The sequence below is a fragment of the Bradyrhizobium ottawaense genome (assembly GCF_900099825.1).
Classification (GTDB): domain Bacteria; phylum Pseudomonadota; class Alphaproteobacteria; order Rhizobiales; family Xanthobacteraceae; genus Bradyrhizobium; species Bradyrhizobium ottawaense_A.
In genome coordinates this window covers 5878409-5893706 of record NZ_LT629693.1, presented here as the reverse complement: position 1 = coordinate 5893706, position 15298 = coordinate 5878409, and the positions used below count along the sequence as shown (strand labels likewise).

Here is a 15298-nt window from a genome sequence, read left to right as displayed (position 1 = left end):
AAGCCGACTAGGTCGTTGCCGTTGGAGATGCAACCCGCCGCCAACTCCTTGCGGCAGAGAAATGCGTTGGGCAATGCACAATATAGACGTCCTTCTGGCATTGCCGAAAATTCCCGAATCTTGGCTCCGCCGAATGAAGCAACAAACGAAAAGGCGGCCCACCGGGCCGCCTTCGTGCACCGGTTGGTGAAATCGCCTCAGTCGATTTCTTCGATCACCCTGCGCTCACCCGGGTCGACCAGATAAGTCCGGTTTTCGCGATGGATATACCGGTATTCACGAAGTGAAGGAGCTTCCCGGTATACTGTTTCCGGAAATTCCTCGACCTCGACCGAGTCAGGCAGACGCTCGCCGCGACGGATGACGACCTTTGCTGTACTGCCTGTCGTTTGGCGCTCGGTCGCCCTCGTCTTCACGTGCTTGCGCACGACGTCGCGGTCCTTGTCGGTGAACGAGACCTTTGAATGCGACGGCGCCGGCGCAGCGGCCGTCGCTCCGCCGTTGCGCGGCAGCACGGTCACGATCTGGTAGGTGGACGGTTCGACGATGACGATTTCGTCGCGTACCACGAAGAAGCTATACCCGCGGTACTGCGGCACGACTTCCACGACGTCGGCCGGGAGCGTCTGCAGACGAATGTCGCGGGGAACGGCGGTTCCTACGGTCAACGAGAAGTTGACGTTGGTGAGGGGCTGCACGTTCAGCCGTGTGATCGACTCGGCTACACGCGTGCGCTGCTGGTCGTTGATGTTGACGGAAGCATTCACGTTAGTAGACGACTGAGCCGAATTTGTCGCCGTTGACGGCTGGGTGGCCGGCTGCTGTGCGGCCGTGTTCGCGTTGCCGCTGGCGGGAGCCTGCTGGGCCTGGCTGCTGGCGGGAGGCTGCTGCGGCTGGCCGGTGGCGGGTGTCGCGGTGTTCGTCTGCGCTTGCGTCGGCTGGGACGTCCCGGTCGGAGACGTGGGAGTGGTGGTTTGCGCCCGCGGAGACGTGGTGGACGCGCCGGGAGCCGTAGTCGTGGAAACGGACGGCGTCTGGGTTGTCGTGTCAGGCGCCTTCTGGGTCGCCGGCGCCGAGGTGGTGGGTGTCTGGGTTTCTGACGTGGTCGGGGCGGTCGTCGTCGAGCTCGGCGATTGGGCGAATGCTGCCGTAGCGAAAACAAGGCCCACGGCCGTGCTTATCAGAAAACGTGTTCTCATCTTAGGTTCCTCCGTTAGGTTCCTCGGGTGGCGGTTTTGCTTGAACGACCGGAGGGGCCGCATGGTTCCAATGACAACACGTGGCAACTGTCGTGCAGTGGAAGTTATCCCGTTGCTTCGCAGGCTGGCTATCGTTCCCGATTGGATTGAGTTCCTTCGGGAACATTCGGCAATCCGACGGGTTGACCGCATTCTCAGCGGAAGGAGTCAGGTCATGAAATATGTGGTTATTTCTCTCGCTATCGGTGTCGGCGCGTTGCTTTCATCCGGCGCCAATGCCGCGCCGCTGTCGGTCAGCCCCTCAGTACTGCCGGATAACGGCGTCGAGAACGTGCGATTGGTCTGCGATGACTATGGTCGCTGCTACCGTACGCGCGGTGGTCGGCGGGTCGTCATTCAGCAGGACTACGGCGACAGCTACAACTATCTCCCGCGTGAGCGCTACATTGAACGCCGTGGCTACTATGATGGCGGCTACTACGACAATGGTCCGAGCGTCGGTATCGGCGTGGGACCCGGCGGCGTGGGCGTCGGTTTTGGCGTGGGCCCGCGCTGGTAACGTTTCGCGCGAAAAAGCCGAGAGCAAACGAAAGGCTGCGGAGCAATCTGCAGCCTTTCTCACATGCGCATAACGAAGATGAAGGCTGCGATCGGGGCTAGCGCCTGGGCGCTCGTAGTTCTACCTTTAGAATTCAGCGATGTGTTTGAGCGCCGCGCAAACGGCACCGCTTGACGGCGGCAGGCGTTTCCTTCGCCTTGAAGTGAGATGGACCCGAAAGTCTGACGGAAATCGAATTTCGAGCTGATGCACCAAGCGGGTCGCAGGGAGCCCCGTGGACTCCTCCACGAAGTCCCGACTGGACGCCGCCAAACAACTTCAGCCAGCCGTGCCGTTTAGGAGCGCGGCAAGGCCAACAGCGCGCGAAGGACGGTCGGCGAATTAAGGACGGCAAATTTCTCGCGCGGGGTGAGGAATGCGGCCGCTTCGTCGAAGGTTTCAGCGTCTTCGATTTTGGCGCGCGCAATCGCGAGGTGAGGATCGACCTCGCCACGATTTCGCGGTTTTGGACCGGATAGATTATTGAGATGCGCCGCGCGCAGGTCGGCATCGCGGTGGAGTTCGAGAAGCGGGCAGCAAACCGTCCGGTGCAAGGTGTTGGCTAGCTCGTTAGCCCTCAGCAAGACCTGCGGTGGTGAGGTCTCCTCCGGTGTCTTGAACAAAGTCGACCTTGCGCTTACTGAGGAAGACAGCAAGGCAAGCGGAATGGCGAGCAGGAGGCCGAGAATAACCGGCATCATCCATAGCAGCAGCGCCAATGATACCGCGTAGGCGCTGATGGCCATGGCAATCCCAAAAAGCGTCGGAACCGAGTATTTCCGAAGCGTGTCCTCATATGACACCGCGCCGTCGTCACGGCGCTGAACCTGCCACCCCGCATCGTGTCCTAGCAGAATTCCTACGACCGCGGACGATTGAAAGATCATCATCACCGGTGCCGTCAGGCCTGAAAGAAACGTCTCGGCAAGGATGCCGGCAAAGGCACGAAAGCTGCCACCGAACCTTTTTCGTTCGTCTTTATGGGTGAGCATGACGATGTAGGCGAGCATCTTGGGAAGGATTAGCATGCCCATCGTGGCAACGAACACCCACGCCGCCAGGATTGGATCCTGTGCGGGCCATGTCGGAAATAGCGAAAACCCTTTTGGAAAATACTCGGGCCTGACAAACTGCGCTTGCAACGATACCAGGATTCCGACGACCAGAAAAATGAACCAGAGCGGCGCCGTCAGGTAGGATCCAATTCCGGTCAGGAGATGGAGCCGCGAGACCCAATGAAGGCCGCGCGCCGGAAGCACTGCCAGATGCTGCAGATTGCCTTGACACCATCGCCTGTCGCGCGCGGCGAAATCCAGCAGCGATGGCGGGCTTTCTTCGTAACTGCCGCCGAGCGTTGCCGTCATGTGGATGGCCCAACCGCCACGTCGCATGAACGCAGCCTCGATGAAATCATGGCTGAGGATGTGCCCGCCGAACGGCTTGCGGCCCCTCAGTTCGGGAAGGGCGGCGTCCCGGGCAAAAGCGCGGACCCGGATGATGGCGTTGTGCCCCCAGTAATTGCCTTCGGATCCATGCCACCATGCAATGCCGGCGGCAATCAGCGGACCATATAACCGCCCAGCAAATTGCTGCCACCGAGCGAATAATGTTTTGGCGTTGACCACGATTGGCAGCGTTTGGATCAGCGCTACGTTTCGATGTTGCTCCATCGCAGCGGCAAGCCGCACGATGGTGTCGCCGGTCATCAGGCTGTCTGCATCGAGGATAAGCATGTATTCATAGCTGGAACCAAACCGCTTGACCCAATCCTCGATATTGCCGGATTTGCGCGCGGTGTTTTCCGGACGGTGACGGTAGAAAATTCTCGCCGTTGGCCCAGCTTCGTCTCGGAGTCGAAGAAAACACTTTTCTTCAGCGATCCAGATGGCGGGATCGGTCGTGTCGCTCAGAACAAACCAGTCGAACTTGGAGACGCATCCGGTTTCCTCGACCGATTCATAGACAGCCCGCAGCCGGGCCAGAACGCTATAGGGGTCCTCGTTGTAGGTGGGCAACAAAATCGCGGTCTGGCTTTCGATCGCCGGTAGGGGCGAACTGGAATCGATGCCGAGTTCGTCCTTCCGTCGCGACAGCAGCACGCAGAAACCGGCAATGGCCGACATGAAGGAAAACGCAATCCATGCGAACAATGGGACGAACAAAGCGAGGATGATCGCCTCCAGGATCGTCACGCCGCCCACCTGGAGTACTTCGTACATCTCGTAGCTGCCCGCCAGGGTCAGAAAGAAGGTGCCCGCAAGGAGGTATGTACGTCGCGGCCATGCCCGCGCAAACTCTGAAACCTGAGCTTGCGGCCGGGACGTCGGCAATGGCTGCACCGCCATTTCCATGGGCGCTTCACGAGGAAGGCATTGGTTCAGTGGAGGATCGCTGTGCTGAACCGATCCGTGGGCTTTCCCTAGGGTGTCCATCGATATACCCAAACCTCCGATATCGGCTCGTTCTCCTGCATGAGCGATGCGCGTATCTCGACGGGATTCTTCTCTTTCAAGAGCTCGAAACTCAGGCGCCAGCCCCCGGAGGCTGGATTCGGCTGGGTGACGATATTCTGGATCTTGGCCTTCTCTGCGGTCACAACGCCCCGCAGAGTCTTTGGGTCGACGGATTTCAACCTGTCGCCGATCAGGTCCAGCACGAACAGCGTCGCGTTATCGCCTCTCGCGCCGATGCCGGTTCGGGAAAATCGCGCGAGCGCGGTCGGTTTTGGAGTGTCCGGCCCCCAGTGCAGCCGGTAGGTATAGGTGTGCTCGCCCTTTGCCTGCAGCGCTGACTTGGGCTGCCAGAAGCTCGCAATGTTGTCGTGTACTTCTTCCTTGGTCGGAATTTCGATTAGCTTGACCGCACCCTCACCCCAGTCTCCGATTGGCTCCGCCCACAAACTTGGCCGGCGTTCGAAACTGGATTCGAGGTCCTGATAGGCGAAAAAATCCTTCTGACGCTGCATTAATCCAAAACCGCGTGGGTTGAGATCAGCGAATGAACTGATCTGAAGATCTCTTGGATTGTGAAGGGGCCGCCAGAGCTCCTCGCCGCGGCCGTTGAACACGGCCAGCCCGTCGGAATCATGTACCGACGGCCGGAAGTCGTCGACATCCTTGCGGTCGTTCGGTCCGAAAAAGAACATGCTGGTCATCGGCATGAGGCCGGCGCGCTCCAGATCTATTCTGGGATAGATCGCCATTTCCACGTCGAAGACGGTCGTATCGCCGGGCCGAATGGTGAAGCGATAGGCCGCCGCCGCGCTTTCGCTGTCGAGCAAGGCGTGCACGACAATGGAGTTGGCGTTGGCTGCCGGCTTTTCGATCCAGAATGCCTTGAACGACGGGAATTCTTCGCCCTTGGCTTCGCCGGTGTTGATCGCAAGCCCGCGCGCCGAAAGACCATACAATTGGCCCTTGGCGACAGCCCGGAAGTAGCTCGCGCCAAGAAAGACGCAAACCTCGTCATAATAGTCGGGTTTGTTGACCGGTGCATGGAGCCGAAAGCCCGCAAAGCCGAGGTCGACACCTGCCCCTGGAGGCGCCAAGTCCCCGAATGAAAAAAGGTCGGGTTGATAGGCGATTTTCGTGGCTTGGCCGTTCTTCACCTCATAGATGTCGACTCGATTGTTATAGAAAAATCCGCGATGAAAGAATTGCGCCTCGAAAGGTAGCTTTTCGCCACGCCAGAGCGCGCGTTCCGGCAAAAACCGTATCGCCCGGTAACGATCGTAGTCCAGGTCCTTCAGATTATCCGGCAGTTTATTATCTGGGGCCTTAAACGATTTGCCGGCCAGGTCACGCGCCATTTGCCGCACAACGGATCTGTCAAACGGTGCCGGCTGCGCGGGGGCGGAGGCCACCACTCCTGGCACCGCCAAGGAGAGGAGCGGCAAGGTGGAGGCTGCGAGGAAGTGTCTGCGGTTCACAAAATGGCCTACTGTTACTGACGGCGACCATGAGCAACGCAGTGCAGCATTAACGGTTCCCGCTTACGAACCTACTTGCCAATTTTTCCCGCTCGACCATTACGTGCCAGATATTGCTGAAAGGGCCGACCCTTCCGCGACTTACGGTGCCAGGGCGGACAAATTGCCGCGTGCGTTGAGGATCATCGAGCGGTCCCTTTAGACATGAGCAGCGCTGGCCCGACGCAAGCGGGATCGCATTGGTCTACCGCCGGTCCGGGTCCTCATTTCAGCTCGACGCGGCGGGCAAGATTGAACGTCCGAGCTGCCGGCCTGAGCCCTTATCGCCGTTCCGGCGCAATCCGCTGCCGAACGTTGCGCCTCACACCGTGGTCGGCAAACGGCAACGGACGTAGGTTCGACCGTTCTCCCGTTTGAATTCAAAAGTCCCGCTAAGGGCCCGGACGCGCTCGTGCATGCCGGTCAATCCGCGGCCAAACGGCTGGCTCGGCGGAAATCCGTCGCCGTCGTCGGAAATCTCGACCGCGACGTGCGCGTCTTCGAGCGACGCCCAGACCCGTAGCGCATGCGCATTGGCGTGCCAGAGAACATTGGTCACACCTTCCTGGATCACTCGATAAGCGGTCTGCGAGAGCAAGCCGTCGACATCGGCGGGGCGACAAGATTGTGGAAGTCGCCGATGCGCTAGGGGGCCAACACCACGTCGCTGCTCAAGCAGAAGCTCGGGGCCAAGAATCATTCCGATCTGATCCGGATCGCCGTCGAGATGGGGTTGGGCTGAAGGCGTCGGATTGCCAATTTTTCCCGTTTTCAGACGGCGCCCAGCCCCGTCGCTTTACCAGTTCATCTGGAGTGGGCGGAAATCTTCCGCCTCGAAGCTGGTGAGGAGGGCACCCGCACGCACCGTTCGGGTTCGGCGCTTCGGAGCAGATTTGACAGCGATCGCCGGTGCAGCGGCCTGAGGCGGCGTTACCTGCGCGAAAGCCGCCCGCAGCGATCGAACGGGGGGCGGCGATCTTTCCGGCGGATTTTCGGCAATCTTCGCAGGCGGTGGAACGATTGTCGGCAGACTTGTATCGATCACGATCCGCTCGGGCCACTTATCCCGGGAATGAAGACGGATGACGGTTCGATCGACCTCCGGGCGCGCCGTTGGCGCGGCCGGTTGCGGCATGTACCAGTCCGCGAGGAACAGCAGCGCGAGCAGCAGGGTGCCCATATAGAAGAAGTATCGACCGAGGGGCATGCCCACCACCGTTGTTACGACCAACCCCAAGTGTCCCGGTGCAACGCAATGGTTCCCTGAAACAAGAACGCGCATTTGAGGGCAGGCTGTCAGGGTGGCAACAATATCGGAAAACGTGGCAATAGGCTGTTGGATGTGTTCTGCGGAGGAAAATCGATGGTTGACCCGATGTCGCTGGAATAGCCTTTGCGCGCGCGTGAAACGTTTACTTGCCGATCAACAAGGATGTCGACGAGAACGATGCGCGGCGGGCCACGACGCTAAAGCGCCTTATCCGGCAGAGGCTCGATGCGGGCGTCGAGGAGGCAGAACTGCTGGTGGTCGACGGCCTCAAAGATCTCAAGAAGCTCGACCAATCCGGCGCGGCTTCGCCGGATTAGGTTTCTTGTCACGGTCTCACCGCGTTCCGATCGGGAATAAGCGGAACAATTGGTTTGTCTTCGAGTTGCCACTCGCATCGCAAAAAACTGGAGGAGGACACCTTGAAGAAATTTATGATGATTGGCGCACTGGCATTTGCCGCAACCACCATGGCCGAAACCGCCTCGGCGGCCGAATTCTACGTCGTTCGCGACAGCGCCACGAAGAAGTGCACGGTGGTCGAGACCAAGCCGACCGCTACGACCACTACGGTCGTCGACAACGGCGTCTACAAAACCAAGACTGAAGCCGAAGCCGGTATGAAGAAGACCAAGGTCTGCACGGAGTAACGGCAAACCCTTCCAGGAGAAAGGGCCGTGGTGACCCCGCGGCCCTTTGCAGCCAAGCCTAAGTCAATGACGGCAGAGATCCGGGTCACAATCATGGCAGGAACCAACGACCATCGCTATGCAGGCCCATGAATAGATACCCAGGGTGAAGACGGCGACCGCGTACCTTGAACCCTCAGTCCTTAGCAGCGGCGTGCAGTCGAGCATGGGGCTGCGGGCTGATTTGCTCCCCTCGAGCAAATCGCATCAGGATATCCTTCGCGAGCACGCTTCCTGACCGAGCTCACGCTGGACCCGCCGTCAAGCCGGCGTTCCGCTACTCGACGAGGATTATCTAAGCCTGTCGACGACTCACTTTGCCAACGGCCAGGAGTGGGAGCCTTGAGGTTCTCGCGGACTGCCGAGGGCGCGAGGCCTGCGACCAGCCCATTACGTCAAACGCGATACGTTGGGGAACCATTGCCACTTTTTCCCGTTGTACAGGCTTCTCAACTCTTGCCGTGTAGTAAAATGAAGGATTTTTCGGACACGTCATTTTCTCCGGAAGCAATCCAATTGATGTCGCAGGCTCTTCAGGATTCAGTAGATACCCTTCCGGAGCCGGTGAGTTCTCATGTCATCCATCGTTTGGCCGAAACTATCCTTCGGGTCACCCGTGACGGTGAACGCGATCCAAAGGTGCTGCAGCGGTTAGCCCTGCTCGAACTTCAGATCGGTCCGGAAAGTTGAACCCTTGAGCGACGCGGGCAATGGGTTCCTTATGGCGCTATATCAGGAATGAGATTGCTAAGGCCCGCAATCAAACATTGATTCTTGCTACGATAGCGTCTTTCTTGGCGTGGATTTTCACGGAACTACTCAGAGCGACCTTTGGCTGAAAGTGCTGGCCGTAATGGCGTGGGCCAAATCGAGCGGAGCCCGCCGGTACGTCGCTTCCGCTGCCGGCGATCTGGGATCTGATGCCGCCGCTGTTACAGCTGACCAGCCGGGAAATATTGAATGGGAACTTATTTGCCTTCGAGGGCGTAAGATAATTTTAGCACCTTCATGGAGTGAGCTTGCAGGAGTTAAATAACAACTCGCCCCTTCCGTTCACTTTGAACCTTGAGGACGACAGAATCATTGCCAAAATTGGCGACGCTGCGCTCTTTTTTTCCTCCCTGACCGAGGAGAGACGCCAAACAAACCATTGGACGATCACCATCCGCATGCTTGGTAATGCTCTTAAGGAACCGAGTTATTTGAGAGCAGCCACGATGTAGATGCAGACGGCCTTGATGCTCGATGGGTTGGTCAGTTCATCGCAATCTTCATAAGGTCGTGCTTGGGTAGCCTTCAACTGCCCAATCCGCAACCTGCTGTCGTATCGGGCCATCCAGTTGCAGTTTGCTTCCATCCATCATCGCTTAGATAAATGGCTTACCGCCGGTGACGGCAACCGTAGTTCCCGACGTGTAGCTGGATAGCGGATCGGCAAGCATCACGTAGGCGGTCGCGAGTTCGGCCGGTTGCCCTGCCCGCTTCATGGGTACCTGCTCGCCGAAATTAGCGACGGCCTCGTCAGGCATGGTCGAGGGAATGAGCGGTGTCCAGATCGGTCCAGGCGCCACCGCGTTTACCCTGATGCCCTTGTGCGCCAGCATCTGAGCGAGCCCGCCGGTGAAATTCTGAATGGCTCCCTTCGTCGTTGCATAGGCGAGCAGGATCGGGTTCGGCATATCCGAGTTGATTGACGCCGTGTTTACGATGGCGCTGCCGGGTTTCATGTGCGGGACCGCAGCCTTTGCCAGATAAAACATCGCATGAATGTTTACCCTGAAAGTCATATCCCACTCCTCGTCGCTGATATCGCCGATATCCTTGAACGTGGCCTGGTGCGCCGCGTTGTTCACCAGAATGTCGATGCCGCCCAATTCGTCGACCGCTTTCTGAATAACCGAACGGCAATGCCCCGATTTCTGAAGGTCGCCTGAGAGCAGGACCGCTCTGCGTCCCTCCTTTTCGATCAGATCTTTGACTTCCTTGGCGTCGTCGTTTTCGTTCAGATACGCAATCAAGACATCGGCGCCCTCCCTCGCATAAGCGATCGCGACGGCCCGCCCGATGCCGCTGTCGCCGCCCGTGATGACCGCCTTCATTCCTTTCAGGCGGCCTGAACCTCTGTAGCTGGTCTCCCCGTGGTCGGGGCGCGGATCCATTTTGGCAGTCGATCCCGGCATCGGTTGCTTTTGACTCGGATACGGCGGCTTTGGATAGTCGGCGGGCATGGTGATCCTCCTGAGGTTTTCTCAGATTTCAATTGCGGTCGAGCCTCAGCGTTCCGTATTGAAGCGATATCCTCCCGGCAAAGCTTCGTGGCCGTCCAGTACGACAATTATCCATTATCCTTGGAAATCGCCTCAGAATGAGGCGTTGGAACACGAACTCCGGCCAGCAGTGGTTTGATAATACATCCCCAATGTGCGTCGTGTGAACATCGGAGCTACCCATGAAAGTCGGCGATTTCGTCCTTGAGCGCCTGTACGCCTGGGGATCATGCGGATTTACGGATATCCCGGTGGCATCAACGGCGTGATAGGAGCCCTGCAGCGGGCCGACAAGATCGAGTTCATTCAGGTCCGACACGAGGAGATGGCTGCGTTCATGGCTGTTGCGCACGCCAAGTTCACGGGCGAAATCGGCGTCTGTCTGTCCACAGGCGGTCCTGGCGCCACCCACCTCATCACCGGCCTATACGATGCCAAGCTGGACCACGCGCCTGTTCTTGCGATTTGCGGTCAGGCTGAAGCAACTGTCCGAGGCGGCAGCTACCAACAGGAACTCAATCTTGACCGCATGTTCGCGGATGTGGCGGACTTTGTGCAGGAGGCCTCAGCGCCAGCCAGGTAAGACATCTAATCGATCGATGCATCAGGTCGCGAAGGCATCCAATGGCCCCTCCGTTCTCAAGCGCGGGCTGGGTCCGCTTTCCGGCGAACTCGGCATCCATGTCTGCGGAGGTCGGGGTCAGCATTCGCGAAAAGCGCCGGACGAATTGAAGTTGCTTGGTGAACGGATCGGTTTCGACGGCGCCAAGCTCACGCGCGCGAGCCAACCGCGGTCCCGTTGATTTTACGGAACGCCTGCTGACGCCTGGCGTCGGCGCGCGGATAGTCCGATCGCTCGCCATGGTCGCCGAGGTCGTGCATGGATCGCCTTATCGCTTCCATGATCCCGCGCGGTTCTCTTTGGCCCATGGTGGGAAGGATCGTCATCCCTACCTCGTTTCCCTCAAGGTCTACGACGAGACGATCACGGTCATGAACTCCGCTGTGCAGAAGGCAAAGCTGGGGCAAGATGAGGAAATCCAGGCCCTGAAACGTCTAGATGTCCAGGCGCGCCGGCTCGAGGGCTTCGCCAAGGGTCCACTGCTGGAGGACTTTATCGCAACAGAACGCACCGCCTCTCCCACTTTTGATGGAAGATCCGTCTGAAGGACATTGGGTTAAGAAGGCCGGTAGTCCCTAGACCTTCACGACATGCCGCGTCGGTACTCGACTCCATGCTCATGAGAGCGCATCCAAGATGGCAGCGGAGCGCCATCGCGATGACGGCCCCCGATCCCGGCAGCGGCCCACGCTATCACAGCACCCAGCAATAGCGCGGATGCCACGGAGAAAGCGAGAATAACGGAACTCCGGCGCGATTTTGCGATCGCGGCCTGTGAGCTCGCGACTACTGTATCCACCCGTCGCTCGGCTTCCGTTGCAGCCAGACCAGTGGTGGCCGAAACGAGCTGAGTGAGATAGACGCGATCTTCACTGCTCATACCGGAGTGGCTTGAAGACGTAAGAAGCATTCTTCCGGCTTCCGCGCGGTCCTGGGAAAGGTCTACATTTGCAGTAGCGCGACGCGCCGGTCTGAACAATCGGTCGAGTTCATAGCTTAGCAGGGGTTCGGCCGCACTGGTTCGTGAAGAAACCGCGTTGACGTTGGGTCGTGACAGGGTTGCACTTCCAAGCAGCGCGGCAAGGGCTACGCCCAGGACCACAGCAATCGCCCAGGCAGCTAGGCCATGCAGCCCGTCGCGGTGTTCGACTTCGGCTGGATCCGATGCTGCGAGACCGACACTCGTGCGACCTGCGATATATCCGCCCACGCCGAAGCTCAAAGCCGCCTGGATGATCAGATAGAGGCCTGATAAAAGCCACAAAGCGGCGGAAGCGTCGCGCCAAGTTGGCGCCGTCGACGAAATCCCCAGCCCCACGGTTGCGCCGAATGCGACCAGGATCGACGACAGTGCGGTTGCCACCAAGGCACCCAGGATCGCAGGTGTCCAAGTCACATACCGCGCGGGCACCCCGACGGGAGGGGCTGTGGATTCCATCTCAATCATCATCTCACCGAAGTCCAAAGAACGACAATACAGCCAGGATGACGACAACCAAGCCTACCAAATAGATCAGACCGTTCATTTTTCTCTCCACGTTTGATTAAACCAATCGAACTTGCGGTTCACCGCAAGTTTTCGGACAAGCTCTTTCCGGCTGCGTCGACAACGCGACCGAACTTGCCCGAAAGTCCATCCATGGCCGCCTTTGCGTCATCCAAGGTAAGGCCTTCCTTGCGCGCTCCTTCTTTCGCCGCGTCAACCACATCCGACGCAACCGTGGCGACTGTATCCATCTGCTCGCCTGCGATCGCGGCCGCTTTGCTTCTCACGGTGTCACTGGTCTGGCCCAAATAGGAGTTTTCGAGTTCCGTATTGGGCAAGGCCGCGGCAATGCCGGCGCCAATTGCCAATCCGATTGCACCCAACGCCAGCGGTTGCGCTTTGAGGAGGTCGGTCAGATTGCCTCGTACACTGTCCAAGACGTTGGCTGAATCAGGTAATAACTTTGCATATTCCGAACCCATTCGGGTTGCCGTTTCGATACCGGCGCTGCCGGCTGCACGGAACGTATCGGCCGCAGAATTGGTGGTCGACGCCACACTGTCCCTCGCCGTGTTGAAAGTGGCCTTCGCTGCCTCCGGCACGCGATCCATGCCGGCCCGCTCGAGCAGATCGCCCGGCGCCACTCCAGCTTTCCCGCCGGCGAAAAGCCAAACGATTCCCATCCCGATGAGTGCCGCCGACATCGGGTTGCGGCGCGCGGCATCGCCCAGGTCCTTGAGGAAGTCCGAACCTTTTTCAGCCATATCGGTCATCGAACCATCTCCCTTGCGGCTGCTTTGTCACGTTGGATCTCATCGATCGTCGCTGTCGGCTTTAGCGCATCACCGGACAACCGGTTGATGCCGACCACGACAAGAACAATCGATACGATTGCCGCGCCGCCGCCGGAGATCAAATACGCAACAGGTCTGAAAAGCCGGCGTGCATCAGCGCTGCCGCAGCGGCGAACAACAGCATAACGAGTGCGGAAATCATGATTACCGCGCCCGCACCCATCATTGCCGCCGCTCTCCCGACCTGCCCGGCCTTCTCAGACAGTTCGGCACGCGCAACCGCGAGTTCGTTTCCAATCAGCTTAGCAAGCTGCCCGAACGCGTCGCTGAACAGTTCCGGGATGGACCGATCAGTTCGAGAAGTCATTACGGTACCCTCGGTTGTCTGTCATCGCGGAATGGCCAGCCATTTCGCGTCCTTCAGCAGGTGAGCCCGTTTCGGATGAACTCTTGAGAAAGCGGACGGCTCCGAAGCCGGCCAATACCGCCAACCCCAGGAAGGCAGTTGGCTGGCGCCGCGCAAACGACTGCGCATTTCGAACTAAATCATTGAGATTGCCGCTGCGAATCTGGTCGGAGATGCCCTCAACCTGCGATGCGGCCTTTCGAATATAGATGCCCGCGAGTGGAAGATCGGTATCGAACTCCCGCGCGGCGCGCCGCATGGTGTCAGCGAGACTGCCGACATATTCAGCGCCCGACGCCTTTCGATCATTCACGGCGTCCTTGAGCATATCGGTTGCCTGAGATGCAACATCCTTGGCGGCATCCACGAAATCAGAGGCTTGCCCTTTGATTTTATCTGTTGAGGTCTCAGCTAAATCCTTTGCCTTGTCCGTGATGTCTCGGCCAGCTGACATGGCCTGTTCACCCAGACTTTTCGTCGATGCCGCCGCCTCGTCAAATTTCGCTCGTGCCGAATCTTGTCCTTGCCCAAGAGAGGCTACGCCCTGATGCGCGGTTCCGATTGGATCAGCCATATTAATTTCCTCCGCCGGTGTGTGATTGGGGTGCCTTTTCCGGATCGAACGCTGTCGTCACCGCGCTTTCAGCGACACGTCTCACCCGTTGCCCGAGATCCCGGGCCGTCTCATCCAGTTTATCGGGCGTGAGTCCCTCCGCGCCGGCCTGCCGCGCCACGCTCTCGAGAATATCCCCGGCTACGCCCTTCGCCGCGTCGAAGCCTTTAGACGCTGCTTCACTCGCCCGCCGTTGAGCCGCAGCGGCTGCATCGCCCACTAAATCTTCTTCCAGATCGCTCTTGGGAAGTGCACTCGCAATAAGACCGCCGATAAGCAGGCCAACGCCTGCTACGAGAAGCGGATTCTCCTGGATCGTGTCCAAAACCGTCTTGCCGGCCCGATTGGATAAATCGGAGGTCTTGTCCCGTACGCCCTTGGCCATTTCCAAGCCCGCATCGGTCGCGGACGAGGCCATTTTTTGCGTGGCCGTAGCCGCTCCCGCGGCGAAGTCGCGCGTCGAATCGATCGCGGTAGTCGCCAGTTCGGACGCACCGTCCTTCATGTCCGATACACGCGTGCTGATCTTATCCCCTAGCGAAACACCGGAGTCCTTTAGCCGGTCACTCAAACTCATGTCTGTAGCTGAGGACGCCGTTCGGCGAGCCTGATCTGAGCCAGTCGATACTGCTTCGCCAACACGCGCCGCACCGCTATAAACGGTTCCTTTTGCCGAGTTGACCATTGCACCTGCTTGCGCCGAGAGATCATGACCTCGTCGGCTAACTTCGTCCGACAGGTCGGAAGCCACATCCGACGCCTTTTGCGTGAGCGATTGACCGGTCTTCGAACCGGCAAAAAACAGCCCCGCACCTACCATCAGGATGGGCACCGGAATTACCCTTGCAAATCGCAACAGAGGATAAGCAAGACTTGCACCGACGGCGACGGCCTGCATTGGGTTTCGACGCGCGGCCGAGGTAATGTCTTCCAGCATCTTCTCCCCTCGCGAGCGAACGTAGTCCGAGACCTCCGCCTTGATACTTTCCGGACTGATGCGGTTTCTGATCTCACTCGCGGTGTCGGAAACGCTGGTTTTGAGCTGCTCCACCGTTTGCGTCAAACCCGCGCGCGTCTGTTCAGTTTCGCGCTGTAGCTCGCGGAGCGACCGTTCGGAGGGTTGCTGCATGACCTTAGTTCCTTCGTTGTTCTAAATTTTGAACTCCGCGACTTTGCCTATTGTTCCCGACGAGTCTTGAAGTCCGCACGTTTAATAATCAGGGCAGCGACGTCGCGCCCATCCTCCTCGCTTCGAGCGCGGCGGTGGAGGACAGCCTCCGAGCGATATGTATCCGGTCATGCACATCGGGCGCTTGCGGCAATCCGCTGCCCTGTGCTGTGCCGCCGTTTGTCGAACACGCCCCCGCCGCGATGCAGCTTCCCCAGATCG

General features: G+C 58.9%; 16 protein-coding genes and 3 pseudogenes. 7 read left to right on the top strand and 12 right to left on the bottom strand.

Features of this window, described 5'->3' with window-relative positions:
- Positions 1-197: 197 nt before the first annotated feature.
- Positions 198-1199: a DUF1236 domain-containing protein gene (locus tag BLR13_RS27600; RefSeq protein WP_074817437.1), complete on the bottom strand. Its 1002-nt coding sequence runs from the start codon at positions 1197-1199 to the stop codon at positions 198-200.
- Positions 1200-1413: 214 nt separating this feature from the next.
- Here BLR13_RS27600 and BLR13_RS27595 point away from each other — a divergent pair, with 214 nt between their 5' ends.
- Complete coding sequence (locus tag BLR13_RS27595) at positions 1414-1758, top strand: hypothetical protein (protein ID WP_074817440.1); 345 nt, start codon at positions 1414-1416, stop codon at positions 1756-1758.
- 335 nt (positions 1759-2093) lie between these two features.
- Here the strand turns inward: BLR13_RS27595 and mdoH are convergent, their stop codons facing one another.
- The 3 genes from mdoH to BLR13_RS41145 all read right to left on the bottom strand — a co-directional run bounded on the left by mdoH (position 2094) and on the right by BLR13_RS41145 (position 6338).
- Positions 2094-4229: a glucans biosynthesis glucosyltransferase MdoH gene (gene mdoH / locus BLR13_RS27590; RefSeq protein WP_074817443.1), complete on the bottom strand. Its 2136-nt coding sequence runs from the start codon at positions 4227-4229 to the stop codon at positions 2094-2096.
- Complete coding sequence (locus BLR13_RS27585; protein WP_074817447.1) at positions 4217-5725, bottom strand: glucan biosynthesis protein G; 1509 nt, start codon at positions 5723-5725, stop codon at positions 4217-4219. The genes mdoH and BLR13_RS27585 overlap by 13 nt, the downstream gene beginning before the upstream one ends.
- Before the next feature lie 361 nt (positions 5726-6086).
- Positions 6087-6338 carry an ATP-binding protein gene (locus tag BLR13_RS41145; protein WP_349532525.1) on the bottom strand — a complete coding sequence of 84 codons (252 nt, stop codon included), beginning with the start codon at positions 6336-6338 and terminating at the stop codon, positions 6087-6089.
- A 38-nt stretch (positions 6339-6376) separates the two neighbouring features.
- On the opposite strand from BLR13_RS41145, the pseudogene BLR13_RS42450 reads away from it, so the two are divergent.
- A pseudogene (locus BLR13_RS42450) lies at positions 6377-6506 on the top strand (DNA-binding response regulator); the annotation flags it as partial.
- Positions 6507-6560: 54 nt separating this feature from the next.
- Here BLR13_RS42450 and BLR13_RS27570 read toward each other — a convergent pair.
- Complete coding sequence (locus tag BLR13_RS27570; RefSeq protein WP_074817453.1) at positions 6561-6944, bottom strand: hypothetical protein; 384 nt, start codon at positions 6942-6944, stop codon at positions 6561-6563.
- 236 nt (positions 6945-7180) lie between these two features.
- Here BLR13_RS27570 and BLR13_RS40450 point away from each other — a divergent pair, with 236 nt between their 5' ends.
- The 3 genes from BLR13_RS40450 to BLR13_RS27560 all read left to right on the top strand — a co-directional run bounded on the left by BLR13_RS40450 (position 7181) and on the right by BLR13_RS27560 (position 8410).
- Positions 7181-7351, top strand: a complete 171-nt coding sequence (locus BLR13_RS40450; RefSeq protein ID WP_157793726.1) for a hypothetical protein — start codon at positions 7181-7183, stop codon at positions 7349-7351.
- 114 nt (positions 7352-7465) lie between these two features.
- The gene (locus BLR13_RS27565; RefSeq protein WP_091976787.1) at positions 7466-7681 is read left to right on the top strand and encodes a hypothetical protein; all 216 of its coding nucleotides are present in this window, start codon (positions 7466-7468) and stop codon (positions 7679-7681) included.
- 510 nt (positions 7682-8191) lie between these two features.
- Positions 8192-8410 carry a hypothetical protein gene (locus tag BLR13_RS27560; protein ID WP_074817460.1) on the top strand — a complete coding sequence of 73 codons (219 nt, stop codon included), beginning with the start codon at positions 8192-8194 and terminating at the stop codon, positions 8408-8410.
- 677 nt (positions 8411-9087) lie between these two features.
- On the opposite strand, the gene BLR13_RS27550 is transcribed toward BLR13_RS27560, so the two are convergent.
- Positions 9088-9948, bottom strand: coding sequence for an SDR family oxidoreductase (locus tag BLR13_RS27550; protein WP_074817464.1), 861 nt, complete (start codon positions 9946-9948; stop codon positions 9088-9090).
- A 221-nt stretch (positions 9949-10169) separates the two neighbouring features.
- Here BLR13_RS27550 and BLR13_RS41395 point away from each other — a divergent pair.
- Together BLR13_RS41395 and BLR13_RS41390 are read left to right on the top strand one after the other, a co-directional pair.
- Positions 10170-10596: pseudogene (locus BLR13_RS41395) on the top strand (thiamine pyrophosphate-binding protein); the annotation flags it as partial.
- Positions 10566-11154: pseudogene (locus BLR13_RS41390) on the top strand (DUF763 domain-containing protein); the annotation flags it as partial. The pseudogenes BLR13_RS41395 and BLR13_RS41390, both read left to right, overlap by 31 nt.
- A 38-nt stretch (positions 11155-11192) precedes the next feature.
- On the opposite strand, the gene BLR13_RS27535 reads toward BLR13_RS41390, so the two are convergent.
- The 6 genes from BLR13_RS27535 to BLR13_RS27515 all read right to left on the bottom strand — a co-directional run bounded on the left by BLR13_RS27535 (position 11193) and on the right by BLR13_RS27515 (position 15037).
- Positions 11193-12059, bottom strand: coding sequence for a hypothetical protein (locus tag BLR13_RS27535; RefSeq protein ID WP_074831038.1), 867 nt, complete (start codon positions 12057-12059; stop codon positions 11193-11195).
- Positions 12060-12175: 116 nt separating this feature from the next.
- Positions 12176-12868, bottom strand: coding sequence for a hypothetical protein (locus BLR13_RS27530; protein ID WP_083387574.1), 693 nt, complete (start codon positions 12866-12868; stop codon positions 12176-12178).
- Entirely contained in the window at positions 12865-12966 is a 102-nt protein-coding gene (locus tag BLR13_RS42290) for a hypothetical protein (protein WP_283808269.1), read from the bottom strand. Before BLR13_RS42290 ends, BLR13_RS27530 begins: the two co-directional genes overlap by 4 nt.
- Positions 12967-13007: 41 nt before the next feature.
- Positions 13008-13256, bottom strand: a complete 249-nt coding sequence (locus BLR13_RS42285; RefSeq protein WP_283808255.1) for a phage holin family protein — start codon at positions 13254-13256, stop codon at positions 13008-13010.
- A complete protein-coding gene (locus BLR13_RS27520; protein ID WP_079585769.1) occupies positions 13240-13869 on the bottom strand; it encodes a hypothetical protein in 630 nt (209 codons plus the stop codon). Before BLR13_RS27520 ends, BLR13_RS42285 begins: the two co-directional genes overlap by 17 nt.
- 1 nt (position 13870) lies before the next feature.
- Positions 13871-15037: a hypothetical protein gene (locus BLR13_RS27515; protein ID WP_074817467.1), complete on the bottom strand. Its 1167-nt coding sequence runs from the start codon at positions 15035-15037 to the stop codon at positions 13871-13873.
- Between the last annotated feature and the right edge of the window lie 261 nt (positions 15038-15298).

Excerpts from the sequence above, each read along its gene's own strand:
- BLR13_RS27560 (WP_074817460.1), top strand. The coding sequence starts at position 8,192 with ATGAAGGATTTTTCGGACACGTCATTTTCTCCGGAAGCAATCCAATTG.
- BLR13_RS27530 (WP_083387574.1), bottom strand. The coding sequence starts at position 12,868 with ATGACCGATATGGCTGAAAAAGGTTCGGACTTCCTCAAGGACCTGGGC.
- BLR13_RS27520 (WP_079585769.1), bottom strand. The coding sequence starts at position 13,869 with ATGGCTGATCCAATCGGAACCGCGCATCAGGGCGTAGCCTCTCTTGGG.
- BLR13_RS27595 (WP_074817440.1), top strand. The coding sequence starts at position 1,414 with ATGAAATATGTGGTTATTTCTCTCGCTATCGGTGTCGGCGCGTTGCTT.
- BLR13_RS42285 (WP_283808255.1), bottom strand. The coding sequence starts at position 13,256 with ATGACTTCTCGAACTGATCGGTCCATCCCGGAACTGTTCAGCGACGCG.
- BLR13_RS27565 (WP_091976787.1), top strand. The coding sequence starts at position 7,466 with ATGATGATTGGCGCACTGGCATTTGCCGCAACCACCATGGCCGAAACC.
- BLR13_RS27570 (WP_074817453.1), bottom strand. The coding sequence starts at position 6,944 with ATGGGCACCCTGCTGCTCGCGCTGCTGTTCCTCGCGGACTGGTACATG.
- BLR13_RS27600 (WP_074817437.1), bottom strand. The coding sequence starts at position 1,199 with ATGAGAACACGTTTTCTGATAAGCACGGCCGTGGGCCTTGTTTTCGCT.
- mdoH (WP_074817443.1), bottom strand. The coding sequence starts at position 4,229 with ATGGACACCCTAGGGAAAGCCCACGGATCGGTTCAGCACAGCGATCCT.
- BLR13_RS27550 (WP_074817464.1), bottom strand. The coding sequence starts at position 9,948 with ATGCCCGCCGACTATCCAAAGCCGCCGTATCCGAGTCAAAAGCAACCG.
- BLR13_RS27535 (WP_074831038.1), bottom strand. The coding sequence starts at position 12,059 with ATGATGATTGAGATGGAATCCACAGCCCCTCCCGTCGGGGTGCCCGCG.
- BLR13_RS27515 (WP_074817467.1), bottom strand. The coding sequence starts at position 15,037 with ATGCAGCAACCCTCCGAACGGTCGCTCCGCGAGCTACAGCGCGAAACT.